The organism is Streptomyces sp. YJ-C3, assembly GCF_053891275.1.
In genome coordinates, this window is sequence record NZ_CM132685.1 from 1,377,256 (window position 1) to 1,395,664 (window position 18,409).

At 71.6% G+C, this 18,409-nt stretch carries 17 protein-coding genes; 13 read left to right on the forward strand and 4 right to left on the reverse strand.

Features of this window, described 5'->3' with window-relative positions; all coding sequences use genetic code 11:
* Positions 1-149 precede the first annotated feature (149 nt).
* Genes ACVHNB_RS06110 through ACVHNB_RS06120 form a run of 3 tightly spaced genes read left to right on the forward strand, consistent with a single transcriptional unit; the run spans position 150 to position 4,066 of the window.
* Positions 150-1,133, forward strand: a complete 984-nt coding sequence (locus ACVHNB_RS06110) for an ABC transporter permease (RefSeq protein ID WP_428952419.1) — start codon at positions 150-152, stop codon at positions 1,131-1,133.
* Between the two features lie 13 nt (positions 1,134-1,146).
* Positions 1,147-2,052, forward strand: a complete 906-nt coding sequence (locus tag ACVHNB_RS06115) for an ABC transporter permease (RefSeq protein ID WP_456227571.1) — start codon at positions 1,147-1,149, stop codon at positions 2,050-2,052.
* A complete protein-coding gene (locus ACVHNB_RS06120) occupies positions 2,042-4,066 on the forward strand; it encodes a dipeptide ABC transporter ATP-binding protein (protein ID WP_456227572.1) in 2,025 nt (674 codons plus the stop codon). Before ACVHNB_RS06115 ends, ACVHNB_RS06120 begins: the two co-directional genes overlap by 11 nt.
* A gap of 28 nt (positions 4,067-4,094) precedes the next feature.
* Here the strand turns inward: ACVHNB_RS06120 and ACVHNB_RS06125 are convergent, their stop codons facing one another.
* The 4 genes from ACVHNB_RS06125 to ACVHNB_RS06140 form a co-directional block, all read right to left on the reverse strand.
* Entirely contained in the window at positions 4,095-4,418 is a 324-nt protein-coding gene (locus ACVHNB_RS06125) for a DMT family transporter (protein WP_188336959.1), read from the reverse strand.
* A gap of 128 nt (positions 4,419-4,546) precedes the next feature.
* On the reverse strand, positions 4,547-5,557 hold the full coding sequence (gene rsgA / locus ACVHNB_RS06130) for a ribosome small subunit-dependent GTPase A (protein ID WP_428952416.1): 1,011 nt from the start codon (positions 5,555-5,557) through the stop codon (positions 4,547-4,549).
* Positions 5,558-5,568: 11 nt separating this feature from the next.
* Positions 5,569-6,900, reverse strand: coding sequence for a 3-phosphoshikimate 1-carboxyvinyltransferase (gene aroA / locus ACVHNB_RS06135; RefSeq protein ID WP_428952415.1), 1,332 nt, complete (start codon positions 6,898-6,900; stop codon positions 5,569-5,571).
* Positions 6,901-6,936: 36 nt separating this feature from the next.
* A complete protein-coding gene (locus ACVHNB_RS06140) occupies positions 6,937-7,638 on the reverse strand; it encodes a M50 family metallopeptidase (RefSeq protein WP_428952414.1) in 702 nt (233 codons plus the stop codon).
* A 60-nt stretch (positions 7,639-7,698) separates the two neighbouring features.
* Between ACVHNB_RS06140 and ACVHNB_RS06145 the strand changes: the two genes are divergently transcribed.
* The 10 genes from ACVHNB_RS06145 (at position 7,699) to ACVHNB_RS06190 (ending at position 18,363) form a co-directional block, all read left to right on the forward strand.
* Positions 7,699-8,514 (forward strand): SOS response-associated peptidase, encoded by an 816-nt coding sequence (locus tag ACVHNB_RS06145; protein ID WP_428952413.1) that lies wholly within the window; start codon positions 7,699-7,701, stop codon positions 8,512-8,514.
* 570 nt (positions 8,515-9,084) lie between these two features.
* A complete protein-coding gene (locus ACVHNB_RS06150; RefSeq protein WP_428952412.1) occupies positions 9,085-9,735 on the forward strand; it encodes an alpha/beta hydrolase family protein in 651 nt (216 codons plus the stop codon).
* A 229-nt stretch (positions 9,736-9,964) separates the two neighbouring features.
* Positions 9,965-10,639, forward strand: coding sequence for an RNA polymerase sigma factor SigR (sigR, locus tag ACVHNB_RS06155; protein WP_428952411.1), 675 nt, complete (start codon positions 9,965-9,967; stop codon positions 10,637-10,639).
* The gene (gene rsrA, locus ACVHNB_RS06160; protein WP_428952410.1) at positions 10,636-10,926 is read left to right on the forward strand and encodes a mycothiol system anti-sigma-R factor; all 291 of its coding nucleotides are present in this window, start codon (positions 10,636-10,638) and stop codon (positions 10,924-10,926) included. The genes sigR and rsrA overlap by 4 nt, the downstream gene beginning before the upstream one ends.
* A gap of 177 nt (positions 10,927-11,103) precedes the next feature.
* Positions 11,104-12,435, forward strand: coding sequence for an HD-GYP domain-containing protein (locus ACVHNB_RS06165; protein ID WP_428952409.1), 1,332 nt, complete (start codon positions 11,104-11,106; stop codon positions 12,433-12,435).
* Positions 12,436-12,497: 62 nt separating this feature from the next.
* Complete coding sequence (locus tag ACVHNB_RS06170) at positions 12,498-13,724, forward strand: HD-GYP domain-containing protein (protein ID WP_428957556.1); 1,227 nt, start codon at positions 12,498-12,500, stop codon at positions 13,722-13,724.
* A 108-nt stretch (positions 13,725-13,832) separates the two neighbouring features.
* Positions 13,833-14,813, forward strand: a complete 981-nt coding sequence (locus ACVHNB_RS06175) for a tetratricopeptide repeat protein (RefSeq protein ID WP_428952408.1) — start codon at positions 13,833-13,835, stop codon at positions 14,811-14,813.
* A 126-nt stretch (positions 14,814-14,939) separates the two neighbouring features.
* Positions 14,940-15,599: a peptide deformylase gene (gene def, locus ACVHNB_RS06180; protein ID WP_428952407.1), complete on the forward strand. Its 660-nt coding sequence runs from the start codon at positions 14,940-14,942 to the stop codon at positions 15,597-15,599.
* A gap of 302 nt (positions 15,600-15,901) precedes the next feature.
* Positions 15,902-16,987 carry a terpene synthase family protein gene (locus ACVHNB_RS06185; RefSeq protein WP_428952406.1) on the forward strand — a complete coding sequence of 362 codons (1,086 nt, stop codon included), beginning with the start codon at positions 15,902-15,904 and terminating at the stop codon, positions 16,985-16,987.
* Positions 16,984-18,363, forward strand: a complete 1,380-nt coding sequence (locus ACVHNB_RS06190) for a bifunctional albaflavenone monooxygenase/terpene synthase (RefSeq protein ID WP_428952405.1) — start codon at positions 16,984-16,986, stop codon at positions 18,361-18,363. The genes ACVHNB_RS06185 and ACVHNB_RS06190 overlap by 4 nt, the downstream gene beginning before the upstream one ends.
* Positions 18,364-18,409 lie beyond the last annotated feature (46 nt).

Below are 18,409 nucleotides of genomic sequence, written 5' to 3' on the forward strand. Positions count from 1 at the left end.
ACCGTAAGCCCGCGGAAGCGGCCCGTGGAAGGGCTCCCGGGAGATGACATGTGCTCTTCATAGTGCGGCAACAAAACGCGATCATGCTTGCTGCTGCGCGTCGATGACCTGCATGAATACCGGCACGACGGAAGACGGGGGCAGAACGGGTGTGGGGTTATCTGGCGAAGCGGACCGGCTACTACGCCGTCCTGCTCGCCGTCGCCGTCGGCCTCTCGTACCTGATCGCCTCGCTGGCCCTGGACCCGCGCGCGTACTACGAAGGCCGCCAGCCGCCGCTCTCCGCCGCCTCGGTCGACCATCACCTCACCGCGATCGGCGTCAACGACCACAGGCCGCTGCCCGCCCGGTTCCTCTCCTGGGCCGGGCACGCCGTCCGCGGCGACCTGGGGCGGACCATCGACGGGTCGTCCGTCAGCGCCGAGTTCGGCCGCCGGATCGGGGTGAGCCTGCGCCTGCTGCTGCTCGGCACGGTCGCCGGCACCGTCCTCGGAGTGCTCGCCGGGGCGTGGACGGCGGTCCGCCAGTACCGGCTGTCCGACCGGGCCCTGACGGTCGCCTCGTTCGCCCTGCTCTCCACCCCCGTGTTCCTGCTGGCCGTGCTGCTCAAGATCGGCGCGATCTGGTTCAACCAGCAGACAGGCACGGACATCATCCAGTTCACCGGCGAGAAGAGCCCCGGCGTCGACTCCGGAATCTGGGCGGTACTGAAGGACCGCTCGGTGCACCTGCTGCTGCCGACGGTCTCCATCGCCCTCGGCGCCATCGCCTCCTACAGCCGCTACCAGCGCTCCTCGATGCTCGACGTCCTCGGCGCCGACTATCTGCGCACGGCCCGCGCGAAGGGCCTGCGGCACCGCACGGTGCTGCTGCGGCACGGACTGCGCACGGCTCTCATCCCCATGTCCACCTTCTTCAGCTACGGCTTCCTCGCCCTGTTCACCGGCGCCACCTTCACGGAGACGATCTTCGGCTGGCACGGCATGGGCGAGTGGTTCGTCTCCGCCATCGGCAAGAACGACGTCAACTCCGTCGTCGCCGTCAACGTCTTCGCCGCCGTGGTCGTGCTGCTGTCCGGCTTCCTCGCCGACGCCCTGCACGCCGCACTCGACCCGCGCGTCCGCCGCGCCTGAGTGAGCAACCGCCATGACAGCCATCCCTGTTGAGACACCGCCCGTCGCCCGCCCCCGGGGCCGCGGCTCCGTCGTCGCCCGCCGCTTCCTGCGCAACCGGAGCGCCCTCGCCGGAGCCTGCGTCCTGCTCCTCCTCGCCGCCCTCGCCGTGCTCGGCCCGCACCTCACCTCATGGACGTACGAGAAGGTCGACTACACGGCGCTGCGCGCGGCGCCCTCGGCCGACCACTGGTGGGGCACCAACCGCATCGGCCAGGACGTCTTCGCGCAGACCGTGCGCGGGCTGCAGAAATCCCTGGTCATCGGGGTGCTCGTGGCCCTGTTCGCGACCGGGCTCGCCGCGTTCGTCGGCGCGTGCGCCGGGTACTTCGGGGGCTGGGCGGACCGCCTGCTGATGTTCGTGGTCGACCTGCTCCTCGTCTTCCCCTCCTTCCTCATCATCGCGATCGTCTCGCCGCGGCTGCGCGGGGCCGGCTGGTTCGCGTTCGTGGGGCTGCTCGCCGTGTTCGGGTGGATGATCACGGCACGGGTCGTGCGGTCCATGACGGTGTCGCTGAAGGAGCGCGAATTCGTGCGCGCGGCACGGTACATGGGCGTCGGACCGTTCACGGTGATCCGGCGGCACGTGCTGCCGAACATCGCCTCGTTCCTCATCATCGACGCCACCATCGCCGTCGGCGGCGCGGTGATGAGCGAGACGGCCCTGTCCTACTTCGGGTTCGGCGTCCAGGCACCGGACGTCTCGCTCGGCACTCTCATCGCCTCGACGACCGGGGCCGCGATCACCTACCCCTGGATGTTCTTCTTCCCGGCCGGCCTGCTGATCGTCTTCGTCCTCGCGGTGAATCTGGTGGGCGACGGGCTGCGCGACGCGCTCGACCCGTCCGCCTCGGGAAAGGGCGCGCGCCGTGCTGCTTGAAGTGACCGACCTGCACGTCGAGTTCGACGGGAAGCCCGCCGTGCGAGGCGTCGACCTGAGCCTTCGGCGGGGTGAAGTCCTCGGCCTCGTGGGGGAGTCGGGGTCCGGCAAGTCGGCGACCGCACTCGCGCTCCTCGGTCTGCTGCCGGGCAACGCGACGGTACGAGGATCGGTGCGCCTCGACGGACAGGAACTGGTCGGGGCGTCCGACCGGGACCTGTCGCGGGTGCGCGGCGCGCGGATCGGCGTGGTCTTCCAGGACCCGCTGTCCGCGTTCACGCCCGTGTACCGGATCGGCGACCAGATCGCCGAGGCCGTGCGCGCGCACCGGGACGTCTCGCGCGAGGCCGCCCGCGAGCGGGCCGTCGAACTCCTCGACCTGGTCGGCATCCCGCGGGCCCGGGAGCGGGCGGACGCCTACCCGCACGAGTTCTCCGGCGGCATGCGGCAGCGCGCGATGATCGCGATGGCCATGGCGAACGACCCCGACGTCATCGTCGCCGACGAGCCGACGACCGCGCTGGACGTGACGATCCAGGCCCAGGTCCTCGACGTGCTGCGCACCGCCCGGCGGGAGACGGGCGCCGCCTTGGTGCTGGTCAGCCACGACCTGGGCGTGGTCGCCGGGACGGCCGACCGGGTGGCCGTGATGTACGCGGGCCGGGTGGTGGAGAACGGGCCCGTGGACGAGGTGTTCCGGGCGCCCGGGATGCCGTACACGCTCGGGCTGCTCGGCGCGGTGCCCCGGATCGACGAGGCGGCCCAGGTGCTGGTCCCGGTGCCCGGAGCGGCGCCGGGCGCGGGCGAGCCGGGGCAGGGGTGCGCCTTCGCGCCGCGCTGCCCGCTGGCCGAGGAGCGGTGCCTGGCGGGCGTGCCGGAGCCGGAGGCGGTGGGCGCCGGGCACACCGCGGCGTGCCTGCGGTCGGGGGAGGTGGCGGGGCTCGCGCCCAGGGACGTGTTCCCGGTGCCCGAGATCCCCCGGCCCGACAGCCACCTGCCGGACAGCAAGGCGGTATTGAAGGTACGCGGACTGGCCAGGACCTTCCCCGTGCACAAGGGGACCGCATTCAAGCGACGCGTGGGCAGCGTGTACGCCGTCGACGGCGTCGACCTCGACATCGGGCGCGGCGAGACCCTCGCTCTGGTCGGCGAGTCCGGCTCCGGGAAGTCGACCACGCTCTTCGAACTGCTGGAGCTGAAGCGGCCCGAGGGCGGCGACATCGAGCTGTTCGGGCGGTCCGTGGACGGACTCGGCACGGCCGGACGGCGGGCCGTGCGACAGCGCGTGCAGATCGTCTTCCAGGACCCGATGGCCTCGCTCGACCCGCGCATGCCCGTCGGCGACATCGTCACCGAGCCGCTGCGCGCGCAGGGCACCGACCGGGCCACCGCCGCGCGGCGCGCTCCCGCACTCCTCGAACTCGTCGGGCTCGACCCCGCGCACACGGAGCGCTATCCGTACGAGTTCTCCGGCGGGCAGCGCCAGCGGATCGGCATCGCGCGGGCCCTCTCGGTGGAGCCGGACCTGCTGGTCCTGGACGAGCCGGTGTCCGCGCTCGACGTGTCGGTGCAGGCGGGCGTGCTGAACCTGCTGCGCCGGCTGAAGGCGGAGCTGGGCCTCGCGTACCTCTTCGTCTCGCACGACCTGTCCGTGGTGCGGCACATCGCGGACCGGGTGAGCGTCATGTACCTCGGGCGGACCGTGGAGTCCGGGCCGGTCCAGGACGTCTTCGAGCGCCCGCTGCACCCGTACACCCAGGCGCTGCTGTCGGCGGTACCGGTGCCGGACCCGCCCCGGGAGCGGGCGCGGCAGCGGGAGCGGATCCTGCTGGCGGGGGACCCACCGAGCCCCACGGAGCGCTACGCGGGGTGCCGGTTCCGGGCGCGGTGTGCGGTGTACGCCGAGCTGGGGGCGCCGGAGCGGGCCCGGTGCGAGGGGGAGGTGCCGGTGGCGCCGGACCCCGGGCACCACGGGGCCGCGTGTCACTTCCCCCGGGTGCGGGAGGTCGTGTGAGCGGTGCGCCGGTGCGCCCGGCGCGGGGTCAGTGCGCCGACCCCGACAGCTGGAGACCGATCACGCCCGCGATCACCAGACTGATCGAGACGATCTTCAGGGTGGAGACCACGTCGCCGAGGAAGACCATGCCGTAGATCGCCGTGCCCGCCGCTCCGATGCCCGTCCACACCGCGTACGCCGGTCCCACGTCGAGCTTCTTCAGGGACAGCGTCAGCAGACCGAAGCTGCCCAGCGCGAAGGAGGCGAACGCGACCGTCGGCCACAGGCGGGTGAAGCCGTGCGAGAGCTTCAGACAGACGGCGAAACCGGTCTCCAGGATCCCCGCGACGATGACCAGCAGCCACGCCATGTGATGTGCCTCCCGCGTTCCACTGATCTCGTACGGCTTCGATCTTGCGTCCGGCTTGGTGCGATTATGCCTTTACCGGAGCGCCGGGGCAGCAAACAAGACAGAGGTCAGCGCGTGGCGGCCGGGGTTCAGTCGCCCTCGCGGCGCTCGCGCGTGGCCAGCAGCCGGCGCAGCGAGTACAGACGCGCCGGGTCCGCGTGCCCCTCCGCCACCCAGGCGTCCAGGGCGCAGTCCGGCTCGTCGTGGCTGCACGCGCGCGGACAGTTCTCGGTGCCGGCCTCCAGGTCCGGGAACGCGTGGATGACGCGCGACGGGTCCACGTGGAACAGGCCGAACGAGCGCACGCCCGGGGTGTCGACGACCCAGCCCGCGTCGTCCGACAGGGGGAGCGCCAGCGCCGACGTGGTCGTGTGGCGGCCGCGGCCCGTGACCGCGTTGACATGGCCCGTCGTACGCCGCCGGTCCTCCGGGACCAGGGCGTTGACCAGCGTCGTCTTGCCGACACCGGAGTGCCCGACGAACGCCGTGACCTTGCCGTCGAGCTGCTCGCGCACCCGCGCCACCGCCGTGCCGTTCTCCAGCTCCTCGCGGCTGGTCACCACGTACGGGATGTCGAGATCCCCGTACAGGCCGAGCAGCTTGTCCGGCGAGGCCAGATCCGACTTCGTCAGGACCAGCAGCGGGTCGAGCCCGCCGTCGTACGCCGCGACCAGACAGCGGTCGATCATGCGGGGGCGCGGCTCGGGGTCGGCCAGCGCGGTGACGATGGCGAGCTGGTCGGCGTTGGCGACGACGACGCGCTCGTAGGGGTCGTCGTCGTCCGCCGTGCGGCGCAGGACGGACGTGCGCGGCTCGATCCGGACGATGCGGGCGAGGGTGTCCTTCTTGCCCGACAGGTCGCCGACGACGGACACCCGGTCGCCCACGACCGCCGCCTTGCGGCCCAGCTCACGGGCCTTCATCGCCGTCACCGGGATGTCGTCGATGAGAACGGTCAGCCGCCCCCGGTCGACGGTGAGGACCATGCCCTCCGCCGCGTCCTCGTGCTTGGGCCGGATGTTCGTCCGCGGCCGGTTGCCCTTGCGGTTCGGGCGCTGGCGGATGTCGTCCTCGTCGGTGTGCTTGCCGTAGCGGCGCATCGCGATGTTCCCTACGCCCCGAGCATTCCGGTCCACATGTCGGGAAAGTCCGGCAGCGTCTTGGCCGTCGTCGCCACGTTCTCGATCTGCACGCCGTCCACGGCCAGGCCGATGATCGCGCCCGCCGTCGCCATGCGGTGGTCGTCGTACGTGTGGAAGATCCCGCCGTGCAGGCGGCGCGGGCGGATGTGCAGACCGTCGGCGGTCTCCGTCACGTCACCGCCCAGCTCGTTGATCTCCTTGGTGAGCGCGGCCAGCCGGTCCGTCTCGTGCAGGCGCAGGTGCGCGACGCCGCGCAGCGTGGAGGGGCCGTCGGCCAGGGCCGCGACCGCGGCGATGCCCGGGGTCAGCTCGCCGACCTCGCTCAGGTCCACGTCGATCCCGTGGACCGAGCCGGAGCCGGTGAACTCCAGGCCCTGCGCCGTGAGCTCGCAGGACCCGCCCATCTGCGTGAAGATGTCGCGCAGCGCGTCACCGGGCTGCGTGGTGTGCGCCGGCCAGTCGGGGATCGTGACCGTGCCGCCGGTGACCAGCGCCGCGGCCAGGAACGGCTGGGCGTTGGAGAGGTCCGGCTCGATGGTGATGTCCCGGCCGAGCAGGGCGCCCGGCGTCACCCGCCACACATTGGCCTCACCGCCCGACTCCGGGGTGTCGACCTGGGCGCCGACCGCGCGCAGCATGTCGACCGTCATCCGGATGTGCGGCATGGAGGGCAGTGAGGAGCCGGTGTGCCGGACCTCCACGCCCTGGTTGAAGCGCGGCGCGGACAGCAGCAGCGCCGACACGAACTGGGACGACGACGAGGCGTCGATCTCCACCGGGCCGCCGTCGAGAGCGCCGCCGCCGTGCACCGTCAGCGGCAGCGCGCCCCGGCCGTCGTCGTCGATCCGGGCGCCGAGCGCGCGCAGCGCGTCGATCACGCCGTGCAGCGGCCGCTCGTACGAACGGGGGTCGCCGTCGAACCGGATCGGCCCGTCGGCGAGCGCCGCGACCGGCGGCAGGAAGCGCATGACCGTGCCCGCGTTGCCCACGTCGACCGTGGCCGGGCCCTGGAGACCGGAGGGGATGACGCGCCAGGCCTCGCCCGAGCCGCCCGCGACGGAGGAGCTGGAGGACACCGTCTCCTCGATGCCCACGCCCATCGCGCGCAGCGCGCCCGCCATCAGCAGGGTGTCGCGGGAGCGCAGCGGGCGGCGCAGCCAGCCCGGCTCCGCGGCGAGCGCGGCCAGGACGAGGGCCCGGTTGGTGACGGACTTGGACCCCGGCACCGAGACGGTCGCGTCGACGGCTCCGCTCGCGAGAGGGGCGGGCCAGAGTGCGGTGGGCGCGGGGTTCGAGGTCATGCCTTTACTTTAGTGGGCCCATCCGGAGCCACCCGTTCACAGGTCCAGCAGCCAGCGGCCCCCGCCCAGCAGTGAGCACAGTGAGACGGCGTGGAAGAAAAAGAGCCACATTCCCGCGGGGACGTGCGTGAGGCGGGAGAGCTGGTCGGCGTCCGAGTCGCCGGCCCCGCCGCGACGGCGCTTCGACTGGAGCTCGAAGGCCGGCCGTACGCCGCCCAGGAGCAGGAACCAGACGACCGCGTACGCGAACGCCGCCTGGACCTGGGGGCCGGCCAGCCAGGAGACCAGGAGGAACGCGCCGCCGGTGACGACGACCGTCAGCACCCCGTACGCGTTCCTGATCATCACCAGCATCGCCACGAGCAGGGCCGTCGCCAGCCAGAGCAGGAGCGTGATGTGGCCGCTCCCCAGGAGGGCCGCGCCGCCGAGGCCGAGCAGCGGCGGGGCCGTGTACCCGGCCGCCGCGGTCAGGATCATGCCGAGGCCGGTCGGTCTGCCACGGCTGACCGTGAGGCCGCTGGTGTCCGAGTGCAGCCTGATGCCGTCGAGGCGGCGGCCCATGAGCAGCGCGATCAGGCCGTGGCCGCCCTCGTGGGCGATGGTGATGGCGTTGCGGGAGAGCCGCCAGATGTTGTGCGGGACGATCGCTGCGAGCGCGACGACGCCGGTGGCGATGACCACCCACTGGTCGGGGTCGGACTGGGTACCGAAGATCCGGTCCCAGAGGCTGGCGTCCATTTTTTGGCGGCGCTCCCGTTCGGTGGTGGGTCTGCTTCTCGCTCTGGCACTGTGGCACGTATGTGCGGACGGTATGCATCGAGTCGTAGGCCCGAGGATCTCGCAGGAATCTTTGAGATCGAGAAGTGGGAGCCGGAGGAGACCCTGGCGCCCGACTACAACGTGGCCCCTACGAAGGAGGTCTACGCCGTCCTCGATCGTCCGGTGAAAGACGCCGAGGACCCCCGTCCGGTTCGCCAGTTGCGCACGCTGAAGTGGGGGCTGGTGCCGTCGTGGGCGAAGACGCCCGAGGGCGGGGCCCGGATGATCAACGCGCGGGCCGAGACCGTGCACGAGAAGCCGTCGTACCGGCGGGCCTTCTCCACGCGGCGCTGCATTCTGCCCGCCGACGGCTATTACGAGTGGGTGACCGGGGTCGGGGAGCGGGACCTGGAGGTCGAGGGGAAGAAGAAGCGGCCGCGCAAGCAGCCGTACTTCGTGACGCCGGCGGACGGGTCGGTGTTCGCGATGGCCGGCCTGTACGAGTTCTGGCGCGACCGGACGCTGCCGGACGAGCATCCGCTGGCCTGGTGGGTGACGTGCTCGGTGATCACGACGGAGGCGGAGACCGCGCCGCTCGGGGTCGCGCCGAAGGAGGGGCCGCGGTCGCTCGCCGACATCCATCCGCGGATGCCGCTGATGCTGACGCCGGACCGGTGGGACGCGTGGCTGGACCCGGGGCGGACCGACGTGGACGATCTGCGGTCCCTGCTGGCGGCTCCGCCGGAGGGGCTGATGCGGGCGTACCCCGTGTCGACCGCCGTCAGCAACGTCCGTAACAACGGGGCGGAGCTGTTGACGGAGCTGGAGGGGCCGGAGGAGGGCACCTTGTTCTGACGTGGAGGGCTGGGCGGCTTGTTCGGGGCGGGGCGGGGCGGGACGGGGCGGGGCTGGGTGCGCCGTCCGTTGTGGGGTGGGGCGGGGCCGCGTCGGCGTACCTCCTCGGCCGGCTGGGTCTCGTCGCCTCCGTACGCCGTAGGCGCGTCATCCGGCGCTGAGTTCCCGCTGTGTCCTGCGGGGGCACCCCGACACGTCCCCTCCCGCCGGCTTGCGGCCTCCGCCCGGTGGGGCTTTCGACGCCGCTGGCTCATGTCCTTGCCGCTCGCGCGCGGCTGACCGCCGGTGGGGCTTTCGACGCCGCTGGCTCATGTCCTTGCCGCTCGTACGCGGCTGACCGCCGGTGGGCTGCCGCCCCGCCCGAGCAGGCGCCGCCCCGTCTTGGGCAGTCTGCCGCCTGGGGCGGCAGGGTGGGCAAGGCGGCAGCCCAGCGCCGGGCCACCGTTCAAGCAGGCCCGAGGGCAAGGCGGCAGCCCAGCGCCGGGCCACCGTTCAAGCAGGCCCGAGGGCAAGGCGGCAGCCCCGCGCCGGGTGACCGTTCAAGCAGGCCCGAGGGTGCACCATGATCCGATGAGCCGTACTGAGACCGTGCCCACCGACACCGGCGATGCCCGCATCACCTGGTACCCCGCCACCGCCCCCCACCTGGTCCTGGCGGCGAGCCACGGCGCGGGCGGCGGCATCGAGGCCAGGGACCTGCAGGCCCTCGCCGGCACCCTCCCGGCCCACGGAGTGACCGTCGCTCTTGTGGAGCAGCCCTGGCGCGTGGCCGGGAAGAAGGTGGCCCCGGCCCCGAAGACCCTCGACACGGGCTGGCGGGGCGTATGGCCCGCCCTCGCCGCAGCCGGCCTCCCCGTCGCCGCCGGAGGCAGAAGCGCCGGCGCCCGCGTCGCCTGCCGCACGGCGAAGGAGCTCGGCGCGGCCGCCGTGCTCGCGCTCTCCTTCCCCCTGCACCCGCCCGGCAAGCCCGAGAAGTCCCGCGCCGAGGAACTGCTGGGCGCCGGGGTGCCCACACTTGTCGTCCAGGGCGGGAACGACCCCTTCGGCAAGCCCGCGGAGTTCCCGGAATCCGATGCGTACGAGCTCGTCGAAGTGCCGTACGGGGATCACGGGTTCGCCGTGCCGAAGCGCGCCGGCATCGGGCAGGACGAGGCCCTCGCCGTCCTCACCGACGCCGTCACCGCGTGGACCCGGTCACTCGTCCGGCCGCCGGGAATGTAGAGCACGGGACTGCTGTTGTGCGGACTGTCGGTGCACACAGTTCGTACGAGAGGAAGTCCGCCGCATGGGTTCGACCATCTGCCCGAGCCGCGCCACCACTCCTGACCTGGAGTGGAGCGTGCTGAGCGCGGCCAAGACCGCTCCTATTCGGGCGGCGGGCGGACCGGATCGTCGTCTATCCTCCGATTCGAGTGGGACCTCTTTGGGTCCTGCGACGTCGTTTGAGGAGGTGGGTCCGGTCACAGGGACCGACGCAGGGACCGAACACGGCCAGGCGGACGAGGGGCCCGAGCCTGTGGAGAGCGCTGCCGAGCGCAGCGCGCGCTTCGAGCGGGACGCGCTGGAATTCCTCGACCAGATGTACTCGGCCGCCCTGCGCATGACGCGCAATCCGGCGGACGCAGAGGACCTGGTGCAGGAGACGTATGCCAAGGCGTACGCGTCGTTCCACCAGTTCCGTGAGGGTACGAACCTCAAGGCGTGGCTGTACCGGATCCTGACGAACACCTTCATCAACTCGTACCGCAAGAAGCAGCGCGAGCCCCAGCGCAGTGCCGCCGAGGAGATCGAGGACTGGCAGCTGGCGCGCGCCGAGTCGCACATGTCGACCGGTCTGCGCTCCGCCGAGTCGCAGGCGCTCGACCATCTGCCCGACTCCGATGTGAAGCGCGCGCTCCAGGCGATCCCCGAGGAATTCCGCATCGCGGTCTATCTCGCCGACGTAGAGGGCTTTGCGTACAAGGAGATCGCGGACATCATGGGGACACCCATCGGAACGGTGATGTCCCGGCTCCACCGGGGCCGTCGCCAGCTGCGCGGCATGCTCGAGGACTACGCCCGTGACCGCGGGCTCGTCCCGGCCGGCGCCGGAGAGTCGAACGAAGCGAAAGGCTCGGGCTCATGAGCTGCGGAGAGCCGCACGAGACGGACTGCAGTGAGGTCCTCGACCATCTCTATGAGTTCCTTGACCATGAGATGCCGGACTCCGACTGCACCAAGTTCGAGGTGCACTTCGAGGAGTGCTCCCCGTGCCTGGAGAAGTACGGCCTGGAGCAGGCCGTGAAGAAGCTGGTCAAGCGGTGCTGCGGGCATGACGACGTGCCGACGGACCTTCGGGCCAAGGTCATGGGGCGCATCGATCTGATCCGCTCCGGGCAGGCCACGCCCGACGAGGGCACGCCCCTCGCCTGAAGCTGAGGCGCGGGCAACTTCCGCATCGTGCGCGGGGGTTGGCCCCGTCCGCCACCCGGTTCACCCGATCGTGCTAATCCGGGGCCTCAGGCCCCGGCAATCCCCGCGATGCCGCCCGGAGGGCGCGGATCGCGTCCTATTCTCCGTGAACTGAACGCCACGGGGAGGGAGTTGGGCATGCGGTCGGTTCCGCCGGTGGCCCGCGCGTACGTACTCCTGACGGTCGTCGGCGCCCTCGTGTGCGCCGCTCCGGCCGTCTCCCGCGACACCTCCTGGTCCGCCGTGGCGCTGCTCGCCTGCGTGTACGCGGGCTGCGAGCAGGTCGGCCGCTGCCGGCTCGTCGGCCGGCGCGCCCCCAAAGGCATGGGCACGTTCTTCCCGGTACTGCTTGCAGGAGCGTTTCTGCTGCCGCCCGCGGCCGCCGCTCTCGTCGCCGTGCCCGGCGCCCTCCTCGCCCGGGTGGAACAGCGGCCCCGACGGCTGCGCCGCCTGTGGCGGGCGGCCCAGCTCGCCCTCGGCATCGGAGCGGCCGCGGAGGTCTTCGGCGCCCTCGGCGGCTCGGACGCCGTCTCCGGGGCCCGCCTCCCGTACGCGCTCGTGCCCGCTGCCGCCGCGGTGCTCACCTTCTGTGTCGTGCTCACCGTCCTCGACGGCGGCATCCTCGCCGCCGCCGAGCGCGTACCGCTGCGCTCCGCCTGGCGCGGCCTCTTCCTGCGGTCCCTGGCGCCGGTGGCCGTGCACGGTCTTGCGGGTCTGCTGATGGCGGTGCTGTGGGCGAGTTCCTACGGGCCGGTGGCCTCGCTGCTCGTGCTGCTGCCGATGTACATCTCCTGCTGGGTGTTCGCCCAGTACCAGCGCGAGCGCGCCGCTCATCAGGCGACCATCCGGGCCCTCGTCCAGGCCGTCGACATCAAGGACGGATACACGCGCGGGCACAGCGAGCGCGTCGGGCAGGCGTCCATGATGATCGCCAGGGAACTGGGCATGGCCGACGAGCGGGTGGAGGTCCTGCGGTTCGCCGGGATCCTGCACGACGTGGGCAAACTCGGCGTCCCCACCCGGCTGTTGCGCAAGGACGGGCCGCTCACCCCAGAGGAGCGCGAGATCATCCAGCTGCATCCCGAGTACGGGCACGAGATGGTGCGCGGCATCGGCTTCCTCGGCGAGGCCCGGGCGGCGATCCTGCACCACCACGAACGGCTCGACGGCAGCGGGTACCCGTACGGGCTCGCGGGGACGCAGATCCCGGAGTTCGCGCGGGTGGTGGCGGTGGCCGACGCGTTCGACGCCATGACGTCCACGCGCACGTACTCGCGGGCGCGGCCCGTGGACGTCGCCCTGGCGGAGCTGGAGCGGTGCGCGGGCTCGCAGTTCGACCCGGTGATGGTGCGGGCGCTGGTGCGGGTCCTCGGGCGGGACGGCTGGCATCCGGTGGTGACCGCCGACGAGAGCGTGCTGCCCGCACCCCGCCCGCAAGGCGTGGCCGTACCGGGGGCGGCCTCCCGGTGACGGCCTGGGCACCCGCCCGGGGCGGCAGCGCGGCCGGGGCGGCGGCGCGGGTGCCCGCTGCCGTGGTCCTCGTCCGCGTCCTCGCCGGCGCGGTCACCCTGCTCGCCCTCGGCGACACCGTCTGGCACGGGCTCGCCGACCGCGGGGTCGCCCTCGCCTTCGGGCTCCTCGTCGCCGTGGGGGAGCTGGCGCGCTGGGGCGGCGGCGAGGACCGGGAGTCCGCGCCGCTGGGGGCCGCGGGGGCCCTCGCGTACGCGCTGCTCGGCGAGGCGGCCGGCCGGCCCACGCACCACGGCGTGCTCCAGGTCGTCACGGTCGCCGTCGCGGGCGCGCTCGTCGGGTGCGTCCCGCACGTGGCCCGCGGCAAGGGGCCCTCGTTCGACCACATGGCGCGCCGGGTGCTCACCGTCGCCTTCGCCGCCGTCTGCTTCCAACCGCTCTACAACCAGGGAAAATTGGAGGAGTGGTTCGGCGACGGGGCGTCCTACGCGCTGCTCGTCGCCGGGCTGCTCGTGCTCACGGCGCTGTGCGACGCCGTGCTGGCCGCCGCCCTGGCCCACGCGCGCACCCGCTGGCCGTTCGGGCCGCTGCTGCGCGACGAACTGCGGGCGATGCTCGGCATCGGGTCGGCCGTCTGCGCCACGGGGGCCGTCATGGCGCTCGCGGTCGCCGTCGCCGGGGTGTGGGCGCTGCCCGTCATCAGTCTGCCGCTGCTCCTCACCCAGCTGGCCTTCCGGCGCTACTCCGCGGTGAAGGCCACCTACCGCCAGACCATCGCCTCGCTGGCCCGCGCCACCGAGATCGCCGGTTACACGCCGCACGGGCACGCCCACCGGGTGGCCGCGCTGAGCCGGTCGATAGGCCGTGACCTGGGGCTCTCCGGGCCCGATCTGACCGTTCTGGAGTACGCGGCCCTGATGCACGACATCGGGCAGCTGTCGCTGCTCGACCCGGTCGCCCAGGGCGCCACGGCCGGGCTGCCCGCCGCCCAGCAGCGCCGTATCGCCCTGCTCGGCGGCGCCGTCGTCCGGCAGACCGGAGTGGACGCCCAGGTCGCCGTGGTGGTCGAGCGGCAGGCCGATCCCTACCGGGAACAGCCGCTCACCGCGCGGATTGTGCGGACAGCGAACGCGTACGACGAAATGGCCAGGGAAGAGGGCCCCCAGGGCCCGCTCACGGCCCTGGAACGGCTGCGTCTGGCCACGGGCCGGGACTATCAGCCCGAGGTCGTCGAGGCGCTGGCCAGAGTGGTCGCGCACCCCGGTCTGAGCCTAGGGTCGGCTGGGTAACCCATGGGTAATGAGCGGGCGTCCGACCGTACGTGGTTGGATGCGAAGGAGCCCACAAAAGAGGAGTGTCCAGGGGGCACAGGCCTCGAGTATCGGCAGGCGGGAATCGTGAGGATCTTCGGCAAGGGACGACACCGGCCCTCCGCCTCGTGGCGGCAGGCCACGGACCGCGCGTTCACGCTGATCGGGGACGGCCGGTACGAGGACGCGGGCGCCCTGCTCACCCGCGCCGCGGACCTGGAGCCCTGGCTGTCGGAGTCCTGGTTCAACCTCGCCCTGCTGCACAAGTTCCGGCACGACTGGGAGCAGGCGCGCGCCGCGGGCCTGCGGGCCGTCGCGCTCCTCGACCGGGAGACCGGCGCCCCGGACTGGTGGAACGTGGGGATCGCCGCTACCGCCCTGCAGGACTGGCCGCTGGCCCGGCGGGCCTGGCAGGCGTACGGGCTGAAGGTGCCCGGTGGCGCGACCGCCGCGGGCGAACCGACCGGCATGGACCTGGGCAGCGCCGCCGTGCGGCTGTCGCCCGAGGGCGAGGCCGAGGTGGTGTGGGGGCGGCGGCTCGACCCCGCCCGCATCGAGGTGCTGTCCATTCCGCTGCCCTCGTCCGGGCGGCGCTGGGGCGAGGTCGTGCTGCACGACGGGGTGCCCCACGGGGAGCGGACCACCGCGACCGGGCACTCGTACCCGGTGTTCGACGAGATCGAGCTGTGGGCGCCCTCGCCGGTGCCGACCTGGGTGGTGCTCCTGGAGGCCGCCACCGAGTCCGACCGGGACGCCCTGGAGCGGCTCGCGGCCGATGCCGGGTTCGCCGCCGAGGACTGGTCGTCGTCGGTGCGGCTGCTGTGCCGGATGTGCTCGGAGTCGCGGATGCCGTCCGACGAGGGCGACGGTGAGCACCTCGATCCGCACGACCACAGCGAGCCGGGGCATCCCGGGCCGCTGGGGCACCGGACCGACGGGCAGCTGTGGGTGCCGGAGCGGGAGTGCGGGGTGGCGGCGCCGGCTTCTCTGGTGCGGGGACTGCTGGACGGCTGGGTCGCGGACTCGCCGGACTCGCGGGACTGGCGGGATCTTGAAGAGGTCTGTTAGCCGCCGCGGCCGGGTGCGGGGTTCTGCGTCGCCCGCGCCGTTCCCCGCGCCCCTGACGGGCCGGTCCTGAGCTCCCCGTACTCTGGTAAAGACATCCCCCGTTCCCTAGGAAGGCTTACGTCCGTCATGGCGCAGCAGGACACCGATCAGCAGCACGTTGCGGGCGCGGGCGTGCTCCCCGTGGACGACGAGGGCTTCGTCATCGACACCGAGGACTGCGAGGCGCGGGAGGCGGCGTACCGGGAGCGCGGGACGTCGCGGCCGATCACCGTCGTCGGGAACCCCGTCCTGCACAAGGAGTGCAAGGACGTGACGGAGTTCGACGACGAGCTGGCCGCGCTGGTCGACGACATGTTCGCCAGCCAGCGCACCGCCGAGGGCGTGGGCCTCGCCGCCAACCAGATCGGTGTCGACCGCAAGGTCTTCGTCTACGACTGCCCGGACGACGAGGGCGTGCGTCACACCGGCGTCGTCGTCAACCCGGTCCTGCGGGAGCTGCCCGCCGACCAGCGCCGGCTCGACGACTCCAACGAGGGCTGCCTGTCCGTGCCGACGGCGTACGCCGAACTCGCCCGTCCCGACTACGCGGTGGTCACCGGGCAGGACGAGAAGGGCAACCCGATCACGGTGCGCGGCACCGGGTACTTCGCGCGCTGCCTGCAGCACGAGACGGACCACCTGTACGGGTACCTGTACATCGACCGCCTGTCGAAGCGGGAGCGGAAGAACGCCCTGAAGCAGATGGACGAGGGCACGCCCCGCTACCCCGTGGTCCCCAACGACTGAGCCCAGCGGGGCAGTTGCGCGCCGAGCGGCGCCTGGTACGGATGTTTCCGGCCAGGCGCCGCTCTTGTGCATGCCCGCACCCTTGCTTGTACGGCCGCGTGTGCGAACAGGACCGGCCGCATGTGACCCATATTCGGTCATGTAAGGGGACGATTCCGGCGGTGGGGGGTAGTGAGGGGAGCAAATCCGTTCCCAGAACGGTCAGTTGTAGTGCTGAATAGAAAGCGCGGGGATACGCAACGGCGCGCGCCCGGCACTGCGGGAGGGGCGTACGCCATCAGGCAGCAGAGAGGGGTTTGTTCGTGCCTGCTTATCCACAGACAGCGGTCCCACCGGCGCTGGCGCTTCCGGTGATCGAGGACGCGTTTCCTCGCAATCTGCACCCGTATTGGCCGAAGCTCCAGGAGAAGACCCGCTCCTGGCTGCTCGAAAAGCGCCTCATGCCTGCCGACAAGGTGGAGAAATATGCCGATGGTCTGTGCTACACGGACTTGATGGCGGGCTATTACATGGGTGCCCCCAACGAGGTGCTGGCCGCGATTTGCGACTACAGCGCGTGGTTCTTCGTCTGGGACGACCGGCACGACCGTGACGTGATCCACGGGCGGACGACGAGCTGGCGGCGGCTCGCCGTCCAGTTGCACGCGGCCACGGAGGCACCACAGCTTCACCTGCGTCACAAGGATCCGCTGGTCGCGGCCTTCGCGGAGAGCGTCGACCGGCTCTACGGCTCGCTGAGCCGGACGTGGAGCGCCCGGTTCGCCCGCCACTTCCACGTGGTGATCGACGCGTACGACCAGGAGTTCCACAACCGGATGACGGGCACCGTTCCGTCCGTCGACGAGTACATTTCCCTGCGCAGGAATACGTTCGCGCACTGGATATGGCTCGACCTGCTGGAGCCGACCGCACAGTACGAACTCCCCGCGTGGGTGCGGAAGAATGCTGCTTTCACCCGTGCGGCACTCGCCTGCCAGGATTTCGCCGCCTGGTACAACGACCTGTGCTCATTGCCCAAGGAGCTCGCGGGCGACGAATTGCACAACCTCGGGATAAGCCTCATCAAGCACGAAGGGCTTTCCCTCCAGGAAGCAATCGTGGAAGTACGCCGAAGGGTTCAGGGAACCATCGAGGAATTCCTTGCCGCGGAGGTGGAGGTGGAGCAGCTCGCGGTCGCCACGGAAAATATCGGACCGCACGGCAGGGAACTCGCGACGGCCATCAGGTCGTGCGTGGGAAATATGCGGAACTGGTTCAGTTCCGTGTACTGGTTCCATCACGAATCCGGCCGCTACGCGGTCGACAGCTGGGACGACCGGTCCACGCCGCCCTACGTCACCGACGACGAGCCGACCGAACAGACCAACCAGGTAGGTGAGTGCGCATGACGGTCGAATCGACCCTGGCAGCGGCACCCGGTACGGACCCGGGGCAGCCGCCGCCCGCCCCCGGCGGCGCGCCGCTGATGGGCCACGCCTGGAACCTGCTGCGCGACCCGCTCGGCTTCCTGACCCGGCTGCGCGACGGCGGCGACGTCGTGCGGCTGAAGCTCGGCCCGAAGACGGCCTACGCGGTGTGCGACCCGGAGCTGGTCGCCACGCTGCTCAAGAGCCCGGACTTCCTGGTCGGGGGGCCGCTGTGGGAGACGATGGGCGTCCTGCTCGGCAAGGGCGTGGCGACCAGCAACGGGCCGCTGCACCGACGCCAGCGCCGGGCGATCCAGCCCGCGTTCCGGATGGACAAGATCCATGAGCACGCGACCGTGATGGAGGAGGAGGCGCGGGCGATGGCCGCGCGGTGGAGCGACGGGCAGACCGTCGACATCGCGGCCGAGGTGTTCCGCACGGCGACCCGGATCGTGGCCCGTTCCGTGCTCCAGGTCGAGTCCATCGACGAGCGGGCCGACCGGCTGAGCGCGGCGCTGCACACCGTCTTCGAGGGCCTGTACCGGAGGATGATCCTTTCCTTCGGCCCGCTGTACCGACTGCCACTTCCGGCCAATCGGCGATTCGAGAGCGCGCTGGCCGATTTGCATCGGCTGGTCGACGAGATCATCGCCGAGCGAAGGGCTTCGGGAAGCAATCCGGGCGATCTGCTCGCCGCATTGCTCGAGGACCGCGACGAGAATGGTGAAACCGTCAACGAACAGGAGGTGCACGACCAAGTCGTGTCCCTCGTCGTGGCCGGTGCCGAGAATGTCGCGAAGACCCTGACGTGGGTGTTCCAGCTTCTCGCCGAACACCCCGAGCAGGAAAAGCGGTTGCACGACGAGGTCAAATCCGTGACCGGTGGCAGGCCGGTCGCTTTCGGCGACCTCAAGGAACTCGCATATATGCGGAATCTGATCACCGAGTCCATGCGGATACGGCCCGCTGTCTGGATATTGACGCGGCTCGCCGCCGTCGACACGACACTCGGCGGGTATCGCATTCCGGCCGGTTCCGACATCGTCTACAGTCCGCTGGCCATGCAGCGCGACCCGCGCGCGTTCGCCGACCATCTGGCGTTCGACCCGGACCGCTGGCTGCCCGAACGCGCCGCGGACGTCACGCCGGCGGCGCACGCGCCGTTCAGCGTCGGCAACCGCAAGTGCCCCGGTGATCACTTCAGCATGGCCGAACTGTCCCTGGTCCTGGGCGCGGTGGTGTCCAAGTGGAGACTGGTTCCGACCGACAGGACGGACAGCACCGCCCGGATCGGCATCACGCTGCAGCCGCGCAGCGCGCTGCTGCGGGTCGAGGCGCGGGCCGCCTCGACGCCGTAGGGGCGCCGGGGCGCCGGTGAGGAGTCAGGCGCCGACGTCACCGGTG